Source organism: Eubacterium sp. AF15-50, assembly GCF_934835595.1.
GTDB lineage: Bacteria > Bacillota > Clostridia > Lachnospirales > Lachnospiraceae > Eubacterium_G > Eubacterium_G segne.
In genome coordinates this window covers 15,157-36,131 of sequence record NZ_CAKVZL010000012.1, presented here as the reverse complement: position 1 = coordinate 36,131, position 20,975 = coordinate 15,157, and the positions used below count along the sequence as shown (strand labels likewise).

At 32.4% G+C, this 20,975-nt stretch carries 23 protein-coding genes and 1 pseudogene; 15 read left to right on the top strand and 9 right to left on the bottom strand.

Annotated elements, in window-relative coordinates:
• Positions 1 to 282: 282 nt before the first annotated feature.
• A complete protein-coding gene (locus Q5O73_RS02945) occupies positions 283 to 501 on the bottom strand; it encodes a hypothetical protein (RefSeq protein WP_147331335.1) in 219 nt (72 codons plus the stop codon).
• A 39-nt stretch (positions 502 to 540) separates the two neighbouring features.
• Between Q5O73_RS02945 and Q5O73_RS02940 the strand changes: the two are divergent.
• Positions 541 to 627 (top strand): annotated as a pseudogene (locus Q5O73_RS02940) (ATPase, T2SS/T4P/T4SS family); the annotation flags it as partial.
• On the opposite strand, the gene Q5O73_RS10610 reads toward Q5O73_RS02940, so the two are convergent.
• The 4 genes from Q5O73_RS10610 to Q5O73_RS02920 are packed head-to-tail and all read right to left on the bottom strand — an operon-like array spanning position 587 to position 3,299.
• The gene (locus Q5O73_RS10610; protein ID WP_368076733.1) at positions 587 to 2,269 is read right to left on the bottom strand and encodes a recombinase family protein; all 1,683 of its coding nucleotides are present in this window, start codon (positions 2,267 to 2,269) and stop codon (positions 587 to 589) included. The pseudogene Q5O73_RS02940 and the gene Q5O73_RS10610 overlap by 41 nt on opposite strands.
• Entirely contained in the window at positions 2,256 to 2,924 is a 669-nt protein-coding gene (locus Q5O73_RS02930) for a recombinase family protein (protein ID WP_302668999.1), read from the bottom strand. The genes Q5O73_RS10610 and Q5O73_RS02930 overlap by 14 nt, the downstream gene beginning before the upstream one ends.
• Before the next feature lie 15 nt (positions 2,925 to 2,939).
• The gene (locus Q5O73_RS02925; RefSeq protein ID WP_302668998.1) at positions 2,940 to 3,098 is read right to left on the bottom strand and encodes a hypothetical protein; all 159 of its coding nucleotides are present in this window, start codon (positions 3,096 to 3,098) and stop codon (positions 2,940 to 2,942) included.
• Between the two features lie 21 nt (positions 3,099 to 3,119).
• Complete coding sequence (locus Q5O73_RS02920; RefSeq protein WP_302668997.1) at positions 3,120 to 3,299, bottom strand: helix-turn-helix domain-containing protein; 180 nt, start codon at positions 3,297 to 3,299, stop codon at positions 3,120 to 3,122.
• Between the two features lie 206 nt (positions 3,300 to 3,505).
• Here Q5O73_RS02920 and Q5O73_RS02915 point away from each other — a divergent pair, with 206 nt between their 5' ends.
• From Q5O73_RS02915 to Q5O73_RS02895, 5 genes are all read left to right on the top strand, one after another.
• On the top strand, positions 3,506 to 4,114 hold the full coding sequence (locus Q5O73_RS02915; RefSeq protein ID WP_302668996.1) for a helix-turn-helix domain-containing protein: 609 nt from the start codon (positions 3,506 to 3,508) through the stop codon (positions 4,112 to 4,114).
• A 302-nt stretch (positions 4,115 to 4,416) separates the two neighbouring features.
• On the top strand, positions 4,417 to 5,319 hold the full coding sequence (locus tag Q5O73_RS02910; protein WP_302669000.1) for a S8 family serine peptidase: 903 nt from the start codon (positions 4,417 to 4,419) through the stop codon (positions 5,317 to 5,319).
• Positions 5,319 to 6,518: a hypothetical protein gene (locus Q5O73_RS02905; protein WP_302668995.1), complete on the top strand. Its 1,200-nt coding sequence runs from the start codon at positions 5,319 to 5,321 to the stop codon at positions 6,516 to 6,518. The genes Q5O73_RS02910 and Q5O73_RS02905 overlap by 1 nt, the downstream gene beginning before the upstream one ends.
• A 74-nt stretch (positions 6,519 to 6,592) precedes the next feature.
• On the top strand, positions 6,593 to 6,997 hold the full coding sequence (locus tag Q5O73_RS02900; RefSeq protein WP_302668994.1) for a hypothetical protein: 405 nt from the start codon (positions 6,593 to 6,595) through the stop codon (positions 6,995 to 6,997).
• A 276-nt stretch (positions 6,998 to 7,273) separates the two neighbouring features.
• Positions 7,274 to 7,495 carry a hypothetical protein gene (locus Q5O73_RS02895; protein WP_302668993.1) on the top strand — a complete coding sequence of 74 codons (222 nt, stop codon included), beginning with the start codon at positions 7,274 to 7,276 and terminating at the stop codon, positions 7,493 to 7,495.
• A 51-nt stretch (positions 7,496 to 7,546) separates the two neighbouring features.
• Here the strand turns inward: Q5O73_RS02895 and Q5O73_RS10605 are convergent, their stop codons facing one another.
• From Q5O73_RS10605 to Q5O73_RS02880, 4 genes are all read right to left on the bottom strand, one after another.
• On the bottom strand, positions 7,547 to 8,353 hold the full coding sequence (locus Q5O73_RS10605) for a DUF6040 family protein (protein WP_368076732.1): 807 nt from the start codon (positions 8,351 to 8,353) through the stop codon (positions 7,547 to 7,549).
• The gene (locus tag Q5O73_RS02890; RefSeq protein WP_302668992.1) at positions 8,247 to 9,422 is read right to left on the bottom strand and encodes a relaxase/mobilization nuclease domain-containing protein; all 1,176 of its coding nucleotides are present in this window, start codon (positions 9,420 to 9,422) and stop codon (positions 8,247 to 8,249) included. The genes Q5O73_RS10605 and Q5O73_RS02890 overlap by 107 nt, the downstream gene beginning before the upstream one ends.
• Positions 9,371 to 9,766, bottom strand: a complete 396-nt coding sequence (gene mobC / locus Q5O73_RS02885; RefSeq protein WP_302668991.1) for a plasmid mobilization relaxosome protein MobC — start codon at positions 9,764 to 9,766, stop codon at positions 9,371 to 9,373. The genes Q5O73_RS02890 and mobC overlap by 52 nt, the downstream gene beginning before the upstream one ends.
• A 556-nt stretch (positions 9,767 to 10,322) precedes the next feature.
• A complete protein-coding gene (locus Q5O73_RS02880; RefSeq protein WP_302668990.1) occupies positions 10,323 to 13,298 on the bottom strand; it encodes a hypothetical protein in 2,976 nt (991 codons plus the stop codon).
• A gap of 160 nt (positions 13,299 to 13,458) precedes the next feature.
• Between Q5O73_RS02880 and Q5O73_RS02875 the strand changes: the two genes are divergently transcribed.
• From Q5O73_RS02875 to Q5O73_RS02835, 9 genes are all read left to right on the top strand, one after another.
• Complete coding sequence (locus Q5O73_RS02875) at positions 13,459 to 13,791, top strand: type II secretion system protein E (protein WP_368076731.1); 333 nt, start codon at positions 13,459 to 13,461, stop codon at positions 13,789 to 13,791.
• The gene (locus Q5O73_RS02870) at positions 13,792 to 14,526 is read left to right on the top strand and encodes a type II secretion system F family protein (RefSeq protein WP_021953500.1); all 735 of its coding nucleotides are present in this window, start codon (positions 13,792 to 13,794) and stop codon (positions 14,524 to 14,526) included.
• Between the two features lie 9 nt (positions 14,527 to 14,535).
• Positions 14,536 to 15,975, top strand: a complete 1,440-nt coding sequence (locus Q5O73_RS02865) for an immunoglobulin-like domain-containing protein (RefSeq protein WP_302668989.1) — start codon at positions 14,536 to 14,538, stop codon at positions 15,973 to 15,975.
• A 10-nt stretch (positions 15,976 to 15,985) separates the two neighbouring features.
• Complete coding sequence (locus Q5O73_RS02860; RefSeq protein WP_021953498.1) at positions 15,986 to 16,192, top strand: Flp1 family type IVb pilin; 207 nt, start codon at positions 15,986 to 15,988, stop codon at positions 16,190 to 16,192.
• Complete coding sequence (locus tag Q5O73_RS02855) at positions 16,149 to 18,071, top strand: DUF5702 domain-containing protein (RefSeq protein WP_302668988.1); 1,923 nt, start codon at positions 16,149 to 16,151, stop codon at positions 18,069 to 18,071. The genes Q5O73_RS02860 and Q5O73_RS02855 overlap by 44 nt, the downstream gene beginning before the upstream one ends.
• Before the next feature lie 201 nt (positions 18,072 to 18,272).
• Entirely contained in the window at positions 18,273 to 18,941 is a 669-nt protein-coding gene (locus Q5O73_RS02850; RefSeq protein WP_147365665.1) for a hypothetical protein, read from the top strand.
• A gap of 1 nt (position 18,942) precedes the next feature.
• Entirely contained in the window at positions 18,943 to 19,365 is a 423-nt protein-coding gene (locus Q5O73_RS02845) for a prepilin peptidase (RefSeq protein ID WP_118589504.1), read from the top strand.
• 132 nt (positions 19,366 to 19,497) lie between these two features.
• Positions 19,498 to 19,836, top strand: a complete 339-nt coding sequence (locus tag Q5O73_RS02840) for a hypothetical protein (RefSeq protein ID WP_368076730.1) — start codon at positions 19,498 to 19,500, stop codon at positions 19,834 to 19,836.
• A complete protein-coding gene (locus Q5O73_RS02835; RefSeq protein WP_302668987.1) occupies positions 19,836 to 20,927 on the top strand; it encodes a DUF6382 domain-containing protein in 1,092 nt (363 codons plus the stop codon). The genes Q5O73_RS02840 and Q5O73_RS02835 overlap by 1 nt, the downstream gene beginning before the upstream one ends.
• The last annotated feature ends 48 nt before the right edge of the window (positions 20,928 to 20,975 follow it).

Sequence of the window (20,975 nt, the reverse complement as noted above, 5' to 3'; positions counted from 1 at the left end):
GAACATAATCGCCATCATCATCACAGGACACCGTGATGCTTTCACGGTTGGATTCCAAAACCTCGAATCCGTAATGCTTCAGATCCTGGAACAGATCCTCCATGCTTCCATACCAATCGTTCATAATTCCACAAAGTAAAGATTGTTCATACATAGCCAAGACCTCCGATTCGTTTATTTGCTTTCCTTTAGGTTGTCTGTATATTAGCTCTGGTGCCGCTACTATTCAAGTTATTTATAACCGTAATTTGCACAAAGATCTCGGCCGGTTTTTGGTGGTAATTATGACATTTCAACCAGAAATTCATTCGCAAGAGCGCGCACATATTCAACGCTCGCTGAACGATCAACGATCACCTCTTCCGGACCGAGATATTGATACAAAATATCGCAGTCCGGACACCAGAGAAGCGGCACACGACGATTACCACACACCGTCGCAAACTCAAGATCATGCCTGCAGTGCTTGCACTGCAGGAGCGTTTTAATTTTACAAGCCACGCTGAATCACCTCCTTTATTTTATATTCACTTTTTTATATTGCGGGCGAATAGAATTATAGTGGGAGAGGTTCGTGGGAAAGAAGCTATTGATATGCTTCAGGCAATGCAGACAGGGCATCTTGGATTCCCTTCTTGCTTACACTATCTAAATCTTTTGAAACCTCGTATTCTGTACGTCTAACTGTAATAAACTGTCCTGTCTTAAGTGTAATATTTATATCTCCATTCGCTGGAAGTTCAATTCTCTCAATATAATTTTGTACTCTATCTCTATCAATTACTGTAAACTCTTTAAGTTCTGCTATTGCTTCTTTGATTTCTTTAATTTTGTCAGTAACATAAGAATCATTTAATCTTGAGGATTCTTTATCTGCAATTTTATTATTAAAATCTTCAATCTCGCTTGTGAGTTTATTTATCTTTTGGATAATACGTTCCTTAGCTGCATCAATCAAGCCACCCTCAGATAATGTTTCTATTAAACTATCAAGCTGTTTTTCACGAGACTTAATTTGCTTATTTAACTTTTCGATTTCATTGTCGCAGTTTTGAGAAGCCTTAACGCTTTCTATTAAAATAGATTCTAATGATGAGTATAGATCCTCTGTTTGTTCTAGAATCTGCTTAAGAGCTATTCTAGTAACTGCTTCTAAATCTTCCTCATAAATACGTCTAACTGGATTGGAACAATCCCCATGACTTTGAATATAGTAGTATGGAATAGCCTTATTTCGGTCTGCATGTCCAAAACGATATGGCTTGCCACAAACAGGACAAAAAATTTTACCAGCAAATGTATGCACACCCTGGAAGCGAGCTTGCACAGCATTTTTGTCTGGCGCATCATAATTCTTTTTACGACTTTCATTGATACGTTGAGCCATATCAAAAAGGTCGTTATCAATGATTTGTAAATCAGGTCTTTCGACTAATACCCATTCATCTTTAGGAAGCATAACTCTTTTAGATTTTGTCTTTCCAGTTCCGAGTATTGTAGTTCTTTTGTTTATATAAAAGTTTCCAATATATCGCTCGTCTTTAATCATATTAACTAATGATCTACTAGATATTTTCACACCTTCGGCTTCTAAATCTCTATGAATAGAGGCAGGAGTCCCATTTTGATAAACATAATTATGAAATATTTTACGTACAATTTCAGCCTGATTTTCATTGATAGTTATTGATTTATCATTTTTGTTCCAATCATAACCATACGATATATCTTTAGCAGATAATTCCTTACGTTGACAACGAAGTTCATGAGTTTTTCTACCGTTAATACTTTGTCTAAGCACAAATTGTGCATCCATTGCAAAGTGAATACTGTGTAATAACCCTGAATTTATATCTTCGAAATCGTGTATTTGATTATCTTCAAGTGTTAGAACCGTAGTATTGGTTTGTAATAATAACTGCTTTAGCTGAAAGGAATTCATTTCATCACGATTCAATCGTGAGAGGGCTTTAGTTATTATCAAATCAATATTTCCAGTTGATATATCCTGTAGCATTTTATTGTATTCAGGTCTTGTGAAATCATTTTTGCCTGAGATACCATCATCAACGTAAGTATTAACAAGGTTAATGCTAGGATTCTTTTTTATATATGCCATAGCTAAATCAACCTGATTGCTACATGAATCTTTTTGTCCGTCATTATCTGTTGATACACGAGCATATATAATAGCATTAACAGATTTAGGTTCATTACTATTTATTTTTTCTCTAAGTTCTTCTGCGTAATTCAAATTAAGTACCTCCACTGTATTTAAGTAATCCGTCTTGTAATGAATAAATATCTAGTTTTAATTGCTCCCTCAATTTACAAAAGTGTGCTGTTCTCCAACTGATATCATTCAAATTATGAACAAGTACAATATCGTACTTGTCTTTATTTTTTATTAACTCAGCCAATTGTGGCTGGTATGAATCATTTTTAATTTTGCTTTCGTCATAGTAAGTATCAATAACAGACCAATTAGTTTCCCTCTCTGTAAATAAATTAAGGACATCTGTTTGAAGTGATACAACTGACTTATTATCATTTCGTAATCCATAGTGACTACAATAAGTTGCTACTTTTAATGGTCTATCAACGATAAGTGATTCAAGGTTAATACAACCATTTTCCAAGGTGATAACAGATACGTTGTGCTTCTTTAAATCCTTTAAGATGCTTATACACTTCATTGTGTTTTTGCATATGTGATAAAAGTCTTTTAATATAAGTACGTCGAATTGTTGACAGCATGATAGAAAACGGTCAAATTCACTACGTTCACAACGTTTAAGACTTGTATCACAGAATATTTCTGCGACAGTAAAACCTTTTGAAATACAAAAGTCTTTTAATAAATCTATTTGTGCTTTACAAGAATCAATAGTGCTTGTTGTAAAATGATAAATTGCTGCATTCATTTATAAAATCCTCCATTATGCACTAGCGAGAAGTACAGACTCAATATCTGTAGGATCAGCAAGTGCTTTTATTTTCTTAGTTGCTATATCATAGAGACTCTTATCTATGACATTGCTATTAAGTAAATCGTTTAGTAATAGTATTTCTAATGAAATATTTGTATTTGCTTCCATAGTAATAATCTCCTCTCTCTGTTATTGTTCTAAATAATCTATAAGTTTATCTTTAGGTATTCTTATCAGTCTTCCGACTTTAACACCACTTAATTGTTTGGTTTTAACGAGATTTCTTATAGTTTTATCTGTAACACCTAATATCTGTGCAACCTCATTAACGCTTAACATTAGTGGATAGTTTTCTAAATATTTTCTCATTAAAATCATCTCCTTCTACTAAAGTTCTTGTAAAGTACAAATAAGTGCTTGAAAAAGAATATAACACACCTTAACGTACTTGTAAAGTACAAATATGTACTTTTATTCAAAAAATGTGCTTTTCAAGTCTTTTTTGTACTTTTACGCTTTATTTAAAGGAAATAAAGTGATAATATATATACAGAAAAGTGAAAGAGGATAGTAATATGTTTAAATTAAATGATGATGTGAAAGTTACGGATTATATTGATTTTGATAGCGAAACAGCAGGTAGTCGTACAGGTGAAAGAATTAGGATGATAAGAACCGAGAAAGGTTTAACACAAGCTGAACTCGGAGAAGCTGTAGGATTGAATGCTGATAGAATACAAAAGTATGAAAATGGGGTAAGAAAGCCTAAGAATGAATTATTAAAGAAGATGGCTGATGTTCTAGGAGTTAATCCTTTAGCATTCACAGATCCAAATATCACATCAAAAGTAGGGGCTATGTATGGACTCTTTGAACTTGAAAGAAAATATGGACTAAAATTAGATGTAGCGCCTGCAGGAGAAGGAACAGGTATAACAGTTAAGTTTGATTTTAAAAACGACATGTATAAATATCTAAAGGCTTGGTTGGATGAATATGCTAGTACCTATGCTGAAATAGAAGTAGCAAGTTCTGATGAAGAAAGAGACGAGATAATAAAGGCTTATCATGATTGGGAATGGAATTTCCCTAAACCATTAGCAGATAAAACAGCTAATGCGTTGAAGAAACAAAGACTCAAAGATAAGATAGAACAACTTCAAGAGGAATATGACAAATTATAAAATATAGTAATTTAGATATTTCAAAAGTAATGATTTTTATAAATGTGAAATAAATTGTGGGTGATTTAGTAAGATGATTTCCCCACAAATATTTTATAGAGCATCATAGAGAAGTGATTTATAAGATGCAAAAAGGGTATTTTCTTGCAAAAAGCCTTATTGAATCTTGCAGAAATAGTGTTCAGTAAGACAATTTGAAAATAAGTAGCACTTTCTTGACTTTTTTTTTCTTTTTTTTTATAATGTGATGGCATGCAAAAAAACGATTTTATAAAATCAAAAATAAGGAGATGCAGAGTGTGATGAATTTGTTAAAAAGAAAAACAATAAGGTCATTAATAATTGTATTTGTTTTTTTGTTATTTTTAATATTAATTATTAATAAATATTATTGTCAAAATGTTAACCATAGATTGCAATGGTGGTTATCTGAAATCGAATGGGATGAGAATCGAGATAATTTAAGTGGAAAAAATGTCAAAATAGCTATAGTCGATACTGGAGTTGATTTTACGCACAAAGATTTATCAAGAGTAAAACATTCAGAAATTAACATAATGAAAAAAGACAAAGATGAATTAGATCACGGAACTGCGATCGCCGGAATAATTGCCGGTTATCCTTATGGAACAAATGGAATATTGGGAATTGCTCCTGATACTGAATTATTATCTATAAATATAACAAATACGGAGTACGTAGAAGAAGATAATTTAATAAAAGGAATCAATTTGGCAATAGAAAAAAATGTTGATATTATAAACATAAGCGTAGGAGTTAAAGAAAACAATCCTGAATTATATGAATGTATAAAAAAAGCATATGAAAAAAATATAATTATTGTTGCTTCTGCAGGTAATTATATGACAGATGAAATACTTTATCCAGCAGCTTATGATGAAGTGTTAGCTGTTGGCTCGTATGATAAAAAAAATAGAATAATATCACCTAAAAATACATTGTCAAATGTCATATATTTGCCTGGAAAAAATGTCGTTACATGTATTTCAGAAGGTAAATATGCAGGGGTACAAGGAACTTCTTTTTCAACGGCAATATTATCTGGGATAATTGCATTGGTAAAAGAGGATAATCCTAATATTACGAATGAATATATCAATAAGAAAATTAAGGAAGTGTCAGGAAAACAGGATGTTAAGCTGACAGTAAAAAAATTGTTAAATGTATTGGAGGTAAGTAAGTAATGAAAAAAATAATTGCATTAACATTATGTGCTGCGATGATTTTGTCTAGTAACAATGTGCTTTGCAACAATGTAATTGCTAATGAAGTTGATGAAAGTGTAGTAATACTTAATAAAAATCAAGATGTTGCAGAAATAAGTGATAGTAAACTTGAAAATGCTGAGGCTATTGTAGTTTCAGGAGAAGTTAATAGTCAAGATGAAGAAAAATTAAATGAAATAATGGATAATGGTACAGGCATTATCTTTGAAAATGAAGATATTGATAATGTAATTGAATATTTAGATGTTGATAATGTATCTGATTCAAAACATGAATTGGGCTGTTATGTTTACAAAGATGGAGATGAAACAAAACTTATGCCGATTGAAGCAAATATTTTAGTGGAAGAAGGTACTGAGGAAGTCACAACGGAGAAAGATTATAATAATTTATTAAAAAATGTAAAAGTTGATTATGGATCAGTTGTAGAAACGGTAGAGAAAACAGAAAATTGTGATAAATTTAATTCATTAGATGAAGAATCAAAAACAAAGTTACAATCTGCACATAAATTGGGAAGTGCTTTTATGGGTGCTGAAAAAACTATTTATTTTTACAAAAAGGGAATAGCTGGAGGAAATGGAACAACATATAAATATGATACAAATTCAAAAGGAATTGATGGTTGGTCACAGTTGGGACATATATTTTTCAATGTTTATGCAGTAAAAATGAAAACAATTGGAAAAACTACTTATGATAGTGTATTTTCTTTAGTTGATGTTACAGGGCATAACGGAAAATATGTTACAGAGTATAGAACAGGAATAAGTTATAATGACACTAGTAAGTGTAAAATTATTGATTGGTCTACACCTAAAGATAATACAAATAAAAAGTGTACTATAGGATGGGGAGTAGATTCAAAAGGAGAATTGACTCAAACGGTTTCATATGAATTTAATCCAAATTCTATGGATATATCTAGAAAAGCATATGCCAATAGACAAAGGTGGACATGTATACCGATGTCAGCTAAAGATAAATCATGGGACGTAAACCCGGGTGTAGTTATTAAAAAAACGAAAGGCACAACTACAACTGTTAAGGCAACATCATATGTAAGTTATTTCCAGGTGTCTGGAGGAATTAGAACTTATACAATTGAGGATACAGCAAGCTGTACAATTAAATTCAAGAATCATAAAAAAGCATAATTTGTTCTTTGAATTTTTTAAAAAGCATGCTAGTATAAATATGTTGCGTTTTAAAAGAATTTAAGGAGGAGCGAATGAAAATGTCTAAAACTGGAATAAGTAAAAAAAGCAATATAAAGGTAATTGTTTTTACATCAATGCTTAATATTTGCGCATTATTTTTATTCTTATATGACACAATAAAATATTGGAATAGCAGAGCTATAGGAATGACATATTGTATGAAATTAAATAAAGTTGCAATTATTGTTTTGTTATTATTAGGAACTATAATAATAGTGCTTAATAAAAAAAGAGTGAGTAAGAAAGATGTACTATTATTCATTGCGGTAAATACATTAGCATATGCAAGCTTACCTTATATTATTATTTATATGATGGATTTACCTTATCTATGGAGAATTGTAGCATATATATTGACTGTGATAATCATTGAGATAACAGTACTTTTTAAACTAAAAAAGAAAGATTGTGCGTAGATAATTTTTATCATTAAAATTTAGATATTATAATTATTTTACATAGCCATTTGGTCAACCGGTCAGATGGCTTTTTCTTTTGTCATGGCAACAAGCCAAGTGAACAATAGGCTAGCATATTTTTCATTTGGCGACTGCTGATCACACATAGATTATAATAGACAATTTAATGCGTCAGTCATTGATGAATTATGCAAAATTGCTAGAGAAAAGTATGATTTAGAGTTTGATAATGATGGAAGTGAGTTGCAAAATATATATCCTAAAGGAAACAAGTTGATAATTGTTTTAAAAAAGAAATCAAATATAATTCATCTTAAAAATGCTTATACAGAGGAAGAAAGTATAATTGATGGTTTTCAGTCAATGTTTGAGTTAGATGATGATAAAATATTTTTAGGAATAATGACTACAGATAAGAAACGAGAGGAATTGCATAAGTTAAGGACTGACAGAAACTATCTGAGAGAGTACCTTAGAAAAAATGAATTTATATAGAAATGATATAAGCTCAGGATGTGATGTCCTGAGCTTATTGCTTTCTTCAATTTAACTATTTTGTATTTTTTCCCATCTATCATAAAGTTGTCTATTTTCATAATAGCCGTCCATATATTTCAGAATGCCTAAATATAAAACTTGAATAATAAGAAATACACATATTAAATTGAGAGGTATTAAATTTCTAATATTATCTCCAAAAACAAAGATTATCGTGAGTGAAATGACAAATACTTTTAGAGATAAAGTACACCAACGCTGTTTATAATAGCATAACTTGCATATTATAAATGATAGAAGTGTCATTATAGCTAAAGCAAATAATACAGCTATTATTCTAACGATCCAGGTAGTGTTTCCCTCAAAATAAACTAAGTTATCTTTGCTATTGTGATATGAGGGTTTAACAATCCATTTAGAAAATGTGTTCCAGATGTTTATTGCGAAATGCTGAGTGTTTGAGAATAAATATTTCACATCCTCCAAAAATTGTTTACTTTTAATGCATGAGCAAATCAGGATGAATGCTAATAAGAACCAATAAAGAAAGGATTTTCTTTTAAGCATATTGTTGGCTTCAAGCATTTGTTTTTCTGCTAGATGTGTAGTTCTTTCAGCCTTTCTTATTTCTCTTTTGTACTTGTTATTAAGCTTTTGCATTTCTGATATTGCATTATTTCTTTCATCAATAGCTTTATCAACTGCAGAAACGTTTGATTTGTTTACTAGTAGTTTGAGTTTAGCATTTTCATCTTCTAGGGCGTTTTGTTCTTTCTTTGTCGAGAGTCCATTGCTTTTCCTTAAGTTCTCGTTCTCTTTGACTAGAGATTGATTTAGATTCTGTGTCTCTGACAATTCTGTTCTTAGCTCGGTTATTACTGATTTCAACTCTGACATCTCTGACGATAGAGTTTGCATCTTCATCTTGTAAGAAACCGTTGTTTCTCTTAGTTCGGCTTTCAATTGATTTATCACTTCCGACTGCATCTGAATCAGTTCCTGTTCCTGCAATGATGGATTCGACTTCTCTGTAGTAGTCTTCAAATTGCTTTTCGTATTCTCCTGTATCTGAGGAACTGTCGCTGATTGTAGCTTGCTGGAGTCGGAGTTCATTCTGTCTTTCAAATTCATAGTTTAATTCCTCCTTAGAAATGGCTAACGAAAATGATTTAGAAAGGTTAGTATCTCGAACTTTATCACCTTTTTCATTAATAAAAGTGATATGTTTCTTTTTGTCAGTCCATATGGTAGTCCAACCTTTATCAGCCATTTTTTCAATAAATTCTTCTTTGCTACAACAATCTTCTTTCACTTCTAAAATCGCTATTGCACATTCGGCAACAAAGCTCTTTTTTGATTCATTTCTAAGAAGATTGTATTTGTCTTTATTCCATGCAATTACTTCACCTTCATCAATGGAAGCACCGTTAAAGTGTTTTCCCTTTTCGGTGACAGATAAACCAAGTTCCTTGCACAATGAATTTGTAAAAGTCTTTTGTTTTTCTAAATCCCTTTTTGTTTGATGAAGTTTTTTTCCATCAACAAAAGATACCGAATTAGTCACTATATGAATATGAAGGTGGTTTTTGTCTTGGTGAACACCAATAATACTTTGATTATTAGGAAAGAATTTTTCTACAAATTTCTTTCCAATCTCTAAACATTGCTCAGGGGTGATAGCTTCATCTTGGTGGAAACTAATGATGTTGTGAGCATACATTCTTCCTGAGTCTTTGTTCCATAATTTTTTCTCATTCAGAAATTCAGTGTATACACCATTCCAAGTTATTTTGTCTGGATAATAAGGTCCTGTAATGAAAACATATCCTTCTTTAACCTTCTGATCTTGAAGAACGTATTCGATTACATTTCTCATTGCTCCATGTGATTTTGTTGATTTATTAACGACCTTATTAATAGCCATATTTCTTCACACTCCTTTCTGTACTGATTTACTTCAGCGGATGCATTTGTTAGTTGTTCTTCTGTAGGTAACAATCCAGAACCATTTGCAACATGAGCCATTTGGTTAATGTTGATTCCTATACCTCTAATTTGGCTAACAAGGTCGGCTAAAGTTTTGCTGATATCTTTGTAAACTGCAATTTCATCTGAAGAGACGATAGTCGAATCTTTTATTGCGTTTAAGATATACGCTTGTTGGGTGAGTCCTGATTCAATAACACGATTTTGCAAATCATTATATTCATCATTTCTCATACGGATTGTAACCGCTTTGTTTCGTTTTCTATTAATTTTATTTCTCATAATATAAGTCCTTCTTTCTAATAAAATTTGTCATTTGGGATGCAAGGGTGTAACCCTTGTCGGGGAGCGCAGAGGGCGAGAAGTCCTCTAAAAAATGTGAGTGGTTATGGAGAAAAGTCCGGTGAACTTTTCGGAATAACTAATCATATTTTTGTGCCCAGGATTACAAAGGGGGGAACTCTTTGTTAGGGGTTCCAAGGGGATGAAATCCCGCTGGCAAGTTTAGGGAATAGCCCAGAGGCTACTTCCCGGTGCTTTGTGGCTTGCCACAATGCGAAACTTGCCTAACAACTCTGTTACGATTTTCTTATGAAAAATCGTAGCGAGTTTGTTAGTTAAATGCTTTGAGACATCTGCTTCTGAGAAGTATCAAATGGACTTTTTAAAAGTTCATTTGATGATTTGAAGAGCAGTGGAGCAAAGCTGGTTTAAGAGAAGAGTGTGAAGAAACAAAGCTCATTAATGAGGTTTGTTCTCTTTACATTCTGAACGAAAACCATACTCAACGATAAAGTTTTGAATAGTTATCTTAATGAGCTGAGTAAAGGATAAGACTCTATTCATCAAGCGATAAAATATATTGAAGAGTCTTATCAACGAGATCACGAGGGAGCATATTCTCCTGCCTCTTGGTTCGTGAGCAATTCTTCCAATCATTGATACTGATTTGTGAGATTCCCCAACTATTAACTAAGCCAACAACTTCGGATTGCTTTAAACCATCAAGGGCTGGAACTTTATATATTCCAGATCTATATCCCATAAGGATTGATAATAAAACTTTTCTATCTAAATCTTTACCTATATAACCAGATACCTTTACAGTGGATTTGACCTGAACACGTTTTAAGTCGGAAGAAATTTTAACGCAGTCTTCGTTATGCATCGTCTTTCTGTAATTAAGATATTCTTCTGCATCATTAAAAGGTCGAGTGTCAAATTCGGCAATAACCGTATCGACTTGATATTTACCATCAGGACTGTCATAATGAACAGGTTTATCAATAGCTGTTTCAATAAGAGGACACCTTTTATAATCAAAGTTCATTGATAACTGACGCATACTTTCACTTACATGGAAATCATGCTTTCTTTCGACAATATCGGAAAACTCAGTCCAAACTTTTGTAGGACATTTAAGGCGACCTTCTCTAGTTAAAACAGCTGCAATAAATGCATCTCTATCAGCACGACTGTCTTTGATTTGACCAGTAGAGTAAGAGTTATGAGCTAGAACTCCACCATCATTTACAGCAACATTTCCACGTGTAGTAATATTTAAAAAGGTGTCGTTAAAATGTTTAGGTTCCCAAACTTGATTAGCTTCACATTGTTCTGTAGTTTGATTAAGAATATAACGACCTTTTTGAAATATCTCTGCAAATCCATAAGCATCAAGGCTTCTAACAACTTCAGTTGGAGCATTTGTTATAAATCCATCAGTAGTCACTGAATAAACAAGGTAGCCCAGATTTATAAGCTGATTTATACAAGCAATTAGCATGCATCTAACAAGTGCTGTTGTATAGGTTGCGTGGTAAGGGCTTGTAACGGTTGATGGTTCGGAATCAACTCTTCCCATAATTTTGGCATTATATCTAGTTTTAGGACTGACGTTTTGTGCTGTCTTTCCATAACAGGAATTGACCATTGTCTTTAAACTTTTCTCAACTAAAGGTTTATCCTTATAGGTTTCCTTAGCTTTCATTCTGTCCTGGACCAAGTTTGTAACTGCGTATGCGAGACATTGTGAAGGCTTTCCATCTTTTTCTAGCATTTGACAAGTAAAACCTCTAAAAATTTTGATTTTAGCTCCGAGCTTTAATGCTAAGTACATATCAGGACCAGACATATAAACATGTTTAGCATGCCTTGGATAAATCTTCATACCACCTTGGACTGGAACTGGTATGTTAGGAGCATAACAATCATCAGAAAAATCAAAGTCTCCAACAGCAACAGCTGGAATTAAGGGACTAGGAAGATCTTGCCAAGATAATTCATAGTTACGTGGGAAGTCTCTAACATTTTTAGACCAATCAATGTCTATGATATTAGCCATTGCAGTAGGATAAGCATTTTGCAAATCAAAGTCTGTAGTGTATTCTTCAATCCAACCTATATGGAAGGTTGTATTATAACCACCGGCATAAGCTTCTTCAAAATACTCAGATACGAGCTTTGCATCAGGATTATCTCTAATAGGTACATATCTAGTAGCCTTTAAAAATTTCATACATTCATCTTTTGATGGAATCATACCTTCATCTAACATTTCTAAACCTCTATAAATTCTGTCGTATTCGGCTTTGCTTTTAACACCGAAATATTCTTTAATACTTCCGTACATTGATGAAGCAGCCGCACTGGAAAGTGTCATTGGAATTGCATGGTTGCATTGGAATAACTCTGAACAAAATGAAACAACAATATCAGCGTCATTCATTGCATACTTGTAATATTCAATAGGATTACTTATTGCAAAAGTAGACATATTTTCTATTACTTTAGATGGCAACTCAATCTTTGGTCGGTTTATTACCTTTCCCAGAGATTTTAAAGATTTGTTGTCTGCTGGTGTTAAACCTAAAGTGTCTCGAACACAAAGATTGACCAACCAATAGTAGTTATAATTTTTGTCATTTTCTGCTTTGAATCTGACATTTTCTGTTGTCATCCAACCACCTTGAATTTCACCGAGTTTACGAAGCAAATCAATGTCATATTTAGATCTACGAAATACTGAAATATCGGCTTTCCCTGTATGACAGATAAGAGTGATTGGAATAACACTGCTTTGCATTGCTTTGAAATCTATGAGTTTATAATTATTTCGATTATTGTTCTTATAGATAATGTCTTTCTTCAAAACTAAAGGAAAATCCTGAAAATAATTAGTTTTCAAATCGGACAAAATGTCAGCTAGACAATATTTCAAAGGAATTAAACCACCTTCTGCAGTAACTTCTTGGTATGCAGGAGCTACCAAGAAAAAATATCTTATTAAGGCTTTTCCTATTGAAATCGTCATTTGTAGAGACAACACATGTCGATTTCTTTCTAAACCATCTCTAAAATCCTGAAATTCCGTATCAAAGCCAATATTGATACTTAATGAATCAGATTGAATAACTTTGAATGATGGAATTGATGAGGCAATACTACAGTCTTTTTGAACATCAAGTGGAGCAAGAAAAGGCTTGCTATATGCTTTGGACAAAGTGGTGTCAATTAAGGTATCTGCGTTGCATATAGATGAAATGACACCACTAGTGGAAACCCTTGTATCTAAAGGATTTGTAGTGCTTGTATTGTTACCGAAGTTTGAAATTTCGGTAACGTCATTTGACACCAATATTTCTTTGAAAAGTGTATATTCTTTTCTCTCATATATGCGTTCGCAACCATAACGGATTAGTTCGTTTATGATTTCTGAGTATTGAGCATCACTCCAAAAGGTAGCTGTTATTGCATAATAATTATTTTGTTGTTCTGTATTAGTCAATGATAAAGCTGATGTTCCATTAATCATGAGCTACCCTCCTTGTCTGTTCGTAAGTAACAGTTGACTGTTACAGTGACGAAAGAAGTGGGGGTAGTTCCTTTGGTAAGAATCTTTTTATATTCAAAAGATGTAAGAAATAATTTGCTTTTTCTGTAAGCAAGTTGCGAAGCCAAGGCATGACGGCTCCATGAGTACAGGTCATTCAAACAACACTAAGGATATGCTTAACAGGTTAGAAACCATGGTACTTATGGGAATGGACATCCCTATGAATGCCATACGTTCCCAGATAGCATCTGCTATAGATATAATTGTTCACTTAGGGAGGCTTCGTGATAGAACCAGAAAGGTTTTAAAAATAGACGAGGTATTAGATTGTGTTAATGGAGAAATAAGATTAAATCCTCTCTTTGAGTTTGTGGAGTACGGGGAGACAGAGGAATTGGTAGAAGGAAAGCTTGAAGCTAGAAACAGGTTAGTAAACACTGAAAAATTAGAAAGGAGTGGTTTAAGTCTTTAAATGATTTACAAAGTATCCAAAAAGGAAAAGGCAGTGGTAATTATGGTGATTTTTATGGCTATAATTATTATTTCAATATTGTTTTACGGAACCATTTATGCAGTAGTTATTCTTTTGCCTTTAGGAGTGCCCATATACAGGGAGCAAAAAAGAAGAATAATTAATAAGAAAAAGAAAGAACTTAAAGTGCAGTTTAAAGATATGCTTATGGTTATGTCCGATTCCTTAAAAACAGGATATTCCGTTTCAAATGCCTTAAAGGAAAGCTATAAAGATATGGTTTCAATGTATGGAAGATACAGTTACATATGTGAAGAATTAAGAATTATGATATCTAAAATAAAGTTAAATGTAAGAGAAGAAGATATATTTAAGGACTTTGCCAAAAGAACAGGTTTAAGGGAGGCTATATTATTTTCACGTATTTTCTCAGTTGCAAAAAGGACAGGAGGAAACATGACGGAAGTAATAGGAAGTGTAACGGACAGTATTGTATTAAAGGAAAACGTAAGGGAAGAAATTGAAGTGTCCACAACAGAGAAAAAGACAGAGCAGAAAATAATGACGTTAATACCTATGGCTTTAATTTTGTATGTAAAAATGATGTCTCCGGATTTTCTAAACATTATGTATGAGACAAATGCAGGAAGAATTGTTATGACAATATGCCTTGTGCTTTATATTTTGGCTTTTCTGTGGGCACAAAAAATAGTTGAATTTAATGAGGAGTATTAAAGGAGGAGAATGATAAAAATATATGTCATTGCAATAGTGTTAATTACCATATTTTATACATCTACATTTTTTTACAGGAAAAAGTTAAGAAAAAATCTGAACAGAAAGGATTATCCCTTAAAGGCATTATTTGGTATGGCTATGTTTATGGTGGATAAGCTTCCCATAGCTTACGCCGGAAAAGGAAATTCTTTAAATAAAGCCATAAGAAAGATAAGTGTTAAAGAAGATATTAAAAAAGAAAAATATTTGTATATTGTAAACAAGGTTTCCTATTGCATTTTATGTGGTATTTTGGCGGTAGTGTTGGGATTGGGAATAGAAATATCCGGTAGCGAAAGCAATGAACCTATTACATCAGTGAAAAGAGATAGCATAGATGATGAGGTTTATAACATTTATTATGAAGATGATTCAGGGGCAATAAAACCAATAGAATTAGAGGTAGGGAAGAAAGAATTAAAGGATGAGGAGATATTAAAAATCATAAAAGGGTATCAGGAGGAATTGGTTCAAAAGGCTCTGGGAAAAAATGATAATGCCCAAAATGTTACAAAGCCATTAAATCTGGTAGGAAGCATTGGTGAGGAAAATATATTAGTCAGCTGGGAAATAAGCGATTCTGACATAATAGATTATGATGGAAAAATAAATAGCAATGTTGATAAAGAGGGAGAATTAGTTTATCTTACGGCAATAATGACCTATGAAAAGGTTACACTAGAGTATGTTTTTTCAGTAAATGTATATCCACATCAGGGAGAGAGTGATGCTAAAAGGCAGGTCCAGTCATATGTTGATAATCAGGATGTATATGACAGCCAGGTAAATCTGCCGGAAAAAATAGATGGCAAAAAGGTTAAATATTATAGTTCTAAAGGGCAAAATAGCTATGTTGTAGTAACAATAGGATTAATATTGTCAGTGGCATTGTTCTTTTTTAAAGACAGGGACATAAAAGATAAAATTGAGGATAGAAATGAACAGTTATTAGAAGATTATCCGGAAATAGTAAATAAACTTCTTTTATATCATAATGCAGGTCTTTCGGTAAAAAGTGCCATAGAGAAAATAGTATCGGGTTATAAGGAAGATAAAAAAGAATATCATGAAATGTTAAGATATGCTTATGAAGAACTAGAGATTTCTTTAATACAAATGAAAAGTGGCGTATCGGAAATTACAGCTATTAATAATTATGGAAAAAACTGTGGATTACATTGTTATGTGAAATTATCGGGAATTATAGAACAAAATATACGAAGGGGGACAAATGCCATGACTGTGGTACTAGAAAATGAACTGGAAAGCTCAATGATAGAAAAGAAAAATACCATGCTAAAGGCAGGAGGGAAAATCTCAACAAAATTAATGGGACCAATGATTGTAATGCTGATTGTTGCCATGGCAATTATAATGGTTCCGGCATTTTTATCAATGAATTTATAAGGAGGAGTAAATGAACAATAGTTTTAAATATATTATGGAAAATTTCTCAAGATATTGGAAAAGAACCTTCTGGAAGGACGAAAAGGGAATGGGGGTAATAGAAGTAGTGCTTATTATATTAGTGTTAGTGGGACTAGCCCTTGTGTTTAAAAATCAAATTTCAGGAGTGGCAGATGGCGTTTATAAATCTATTAAAACACAGATTAAGTCATTTTAAGATTAAAAAAATTATTTCAGGAAAAACCAAAGGAAGCATATCCATATATTTAAGCATTGTCATGGTAGCAGTAATGTTGTTTATTAGTGTTGTTTCAGAAAGCGGACGAATTAACGTTGTATATTCGGAAAGCAAAAGTTTTACGTATATGGCAGCTGATTCTGTAATGGCGGGATATGCAAGGCAGGTTTTTGATGAATATGGATTATTACTTGTATGGGAAAATCAGAATACTGAAGAAGAACTGAAAAAGTACATACAAGCTAATATAAACATGGCAGATTTAAATGGTATGGGAACTAATTTTATGTCCACAAGGCTTAAAAACATAGAAATGGACAAGGTGGAATATGTTACGGATAACGGCGAAAAGCTGCTTTTGTCTCAAATAGCTTCCTATACGAAATATGCTGCAGGAGCAACAGCCGCAGAGGAGTTAATTAAATTATTTAACAAATACGAGAAACGCAGCGACGAAAAGACAGATTCAGTTGCAGATGTGTTCGATGAAAAAATATCTGAAAATGATAGTAAGGAGCTGCAAAATCTTGTAAAGGATATTGATGAGTTAATTGTTAAAATTAAGGATGTTGAAAAAGAGAAAAAATTAATTAATGCGGTTAGCCGGATAATAGAGAGAAATGTAAGCTCTAAAAACAATGATAAGGTTGAAAAAAAGTATAGAAGTCTGAGAAAAATACTTGATAAGAAAGCGGGTATGATTAGCAGAGCCATAGACCATGGAAAGGACTACGAGGAAAAAAAAGCAGCCTATCTTAGGGAAAGTGGATATACATCCGGCGAAAAAGATTTTGTTGAGGAAAATACACTAATACTGAAAAAAATGGTGGGCATATTACAAGAGGAAAAGGCACTGGATGTTTCAAAATTAGAAAGTATTGTTCCGGAAAACATTAATATTTTAAACAGCTCCATGTCATTACTACATAATTATATTAATGAAACAGAATCTTTAAAAGAAAATCAGATTACTGAGGAAGATAATAGAAATAAGTCTATTTATGAAAGTGCTAAAGAATTATTACAAAAAGGACTATTATCGTTGGTAACAGATGACGTATCTGATATATCAAATGCATCTATATCTGATTTAAATCTGCCATCAAAAAAAGAAAATACAGAAAAAAACGGCAAAACAGATTTAACTGACAGGGCACTGCTGGCGTTGTATGGTAAAAGAAAATTTGGTAACTACATTAGTAAAATAAAAGACCATGATTTAAGCTACGAAATGGAGTACATAATAAGCGGAAAAAGTAGTGATAGGGAAAATCTTACGGAAGTTGTTAAAAAAATAGTGGGAATAAGAAATGTTATGAATTTAGGATATCTTTTAACAGATAGTGTTAAAATGAGCCAATTGACTTTTATAGCATCATCGGCGGCTACAGCCATAGGATTACCTTTTTTAGAGCCGGTAATAAAGGCGGTTTTAATAGAGGCGTGGTCCCTGGGGGAGGCAGTAACGGATGTGAAAGGTCTCTTAAAGGGAAACGAAGTAGTTTTCATAAAGGATAAAATCAGTTGGAAAACAGACATTAAAAATCTGTTAGGAGGAAGCATTAAGAATGATAAAAATAGCAAAAAATTAAGTTTAAATTATGAACAATATTGCATGATGTTGATGATGATTGCAGATGGAAACAAAAGCCTTTTTAGGATAATGGATCTTATTCAATTAAATATACAAAAGAAATACAACAGTAAATTTCAAATGAGTAAGTGTTTTTCAGGTATGAAGTTTAAAGCAGTATATGAGATAGAACCGTTATTTGTGGCAATGCCATGGGTGTTAAATAATCTAAATGAAAGTAATGGTTCTTATACATATAAAGTTAAATGTGATATGAAATATTAAAAATAATGGAGGTAAATGAACATGCCCTTTTTCGGAAAATATAATAAAAATAAGCAAAAATACAGTGCTCATCTCCAAGTACAAAGATCTCATATATACCTTTTAAAAAAACGAAAAAGGGTGTGTTCATTTACCTCCTCCGGAAGTATCAGTATAGAAGCGGCAATGGCATTAACGGTTTTTATAGGTATGGTGCTTTTTATGGTAAGTTTTTTAATTATGGTAAGCACACAGTTTTCGGTACAAATGAAATTAAATAACATAGCATTGATTACTGCTAAAAGCAAATTTTATGTTCAACTGGCAGATAAAGTGACGGACTATAATGATACATTAAAGAAAATAAAAACGGAAATTGAAGAAAACAAGAATAAAATAACTGAAAATGATATGTGGAACAAGGTTAAAGGTTCCATATATGAAAATAATGGAATTGATGATGTGACAGATATAAGACTTAATTATGTTTTAAAAACATCTTTTTTAGACAGGACTATAGCCATAAAACAACGAAGCATGGTTAGGGACTGGACAGGAAGTGACATAACAAAAAGTCAGAACATAGTTTACATAACTCAAAATGGAAAAGTGTATCACTTAACGAAGGAGTGCAGTCATCTGGCACTGTCAATTAGCAGTACATCTTATGCATCTGTAAAAGGGCTTAGAAACAATTACGGAGAAAAATACAGCAAATGTGGAATATGTGTAACCAAAAAGCCGGAATCAGGTACAAAGGTTTTTATTGCGGAAGATGGAAACAGGTATCATTTGAGTCTTACATGTAGTGGAATAGTAAGAAATATTATAGCAACAGACAAGGAAAGTGTAACAAATATGCCGGCATGCAGTAGTTGTGGAAAGGAATAAAATGATTGAAACTATTATATCATTACCGGTGCTGATATCAGGTGCCATAATGGATTTTAAGTACAGAAAAGTATTTATAATGCCGTTTATAATGGCATCAGCTTGTGGAATTATTGTTAATGCAGCTGTTTATAAAAGAGATTTTAAACACTATGCATTGGGTGTGGGACTGTCGGTGCTACTGGTACTTATATGCCTTATATCCAAAAAGATTATGGGATTAGGTGATGGACTGGCGATACTAATGACAGGATGTGTTTTTAACAGTAAAAGTATGCTAATAATAGTTTTATTATCTTTTTTAATAATGTCAGCTACAGGAATAACAGGCGTAATAATAAAGAAAACAAAACTTAAAACAAAATTACCTTTTCTTCCATTTTTATTAATGGGAGAGGTGGTATTTTTAATAATACAGAGGTGATGCAGGTATATGAAAAGAAACTTAAACAGGAACTTGAATAGGCACTTAAGGAGGCAGGAAGAAGCGCAGCTTACAATAGAGACAGCCTTGGTTTTTCCTATAGTGTTACTTATATTAAGTGGGTTATTTTATATGATTATGTATGTACATGATATTGTGGAAGTAAGAAGCGGAGCATACAGGATTGGAATGGAGTACAGTTTTGGTAATATAGATGAAAAGGACGTAGAAAACAGTATTAAAGGTTTGCCGCTTTTTGTGGCAACACCAAAAATCAAGATTTCAAAAGGATTAGATAGTTATGAAATAGCTATTGATTTACAGGGTAAGGGTAATGTGAACATGATTAATATCATAGTTAATTCAGGTGACAGGCAAATAATACATATTCCCCAAAGAATATCCAAAGAGGTTATGTATGGAAGCAGGGTTTTATTAGAAGAATTGGAGTCGAAAAGAGGAAAAAAGTAATGGATGTATCCTATGAAAAGCATGCAGACAGAAATGTAATGATAATCAGGAATATAGGTGACAGTGAAAATGATTATAAGTCAAAAATGATTCTTAATAATAAAATAGAGGGTATTGTTCCTATGACTTTAGAATATGTAAATAATGAAAAAGAAATTCATTATGATATAACCTCAAAGACTGCAATAAAGGATATGTTTGCTGTTCATTTGGCATCAGCTAAAAATTTAAGACAGCTTGTAGAGGATATGAAGTCTCTTTCTGATGAACTTGGCAAATATCTTATTGGAATGGAGTGTGTAATTTTAGATACAGAATTTATTTTCTTTAATAGGAACACTAAAAGGTACGAATTTTGTTTACTCCCTTTTTTTGAAAATGATATGTATGGCGGAATAAGAAATATTTACGAGAAAATTCTGGAATTAATTGATTATGATGATAAAGATGCAGTAGTAATGGCATATGAAATACAACAGGTTACAAATAACAAAGATTTCACTATGGTAGACATATTAAACTGTACAAAAGTGGAGGCACAGTCAGAAGTTCACAGGAAAGATAATGAAATACAGGAGACTAGAGTTAATCAAAACATAGATGAATATCAGGATAAAACACCTGAAAAAAAGAGATGGTTTGAAGGAATATTTTCATCTTTCAGGCGAAAAAGCAATTATTTAAGTAGTGAGCAGTTAGAACAAATCGCTGTAAGTGAGGAAGAAAACATATATAATTTTAATGGTGATGAAGCAGCGGAGGAAGAAGATAATTATTATGAAACTACAGTGCTTTATGAGGAGACGATTATTCTTAGAAGCTTAGAGCAGAAAGATATGTTAATACACCCTGATAAATTCCCTTTTCTAATAGGTAAAAGCAGATTAAAATGCGATTATGTAATAGATCAAAATGTAATAAGCAGAGTGCATGCTAAAATAATAAAGAAGAATAATACTTTTTTTATTGAAGATATGGATTCTACAAACAAAACCTTTATAAATGGAAAAAAACTAGAGCCGGGAAGGAAAGAAAAAATATCAAAAGGTGATAAAATTACATTAGCAGATATGGACTTTATAGTGGAGTAGCAGAAACTAAAATGATATAATGATGGTAATTGACATAAACTAGTGTGA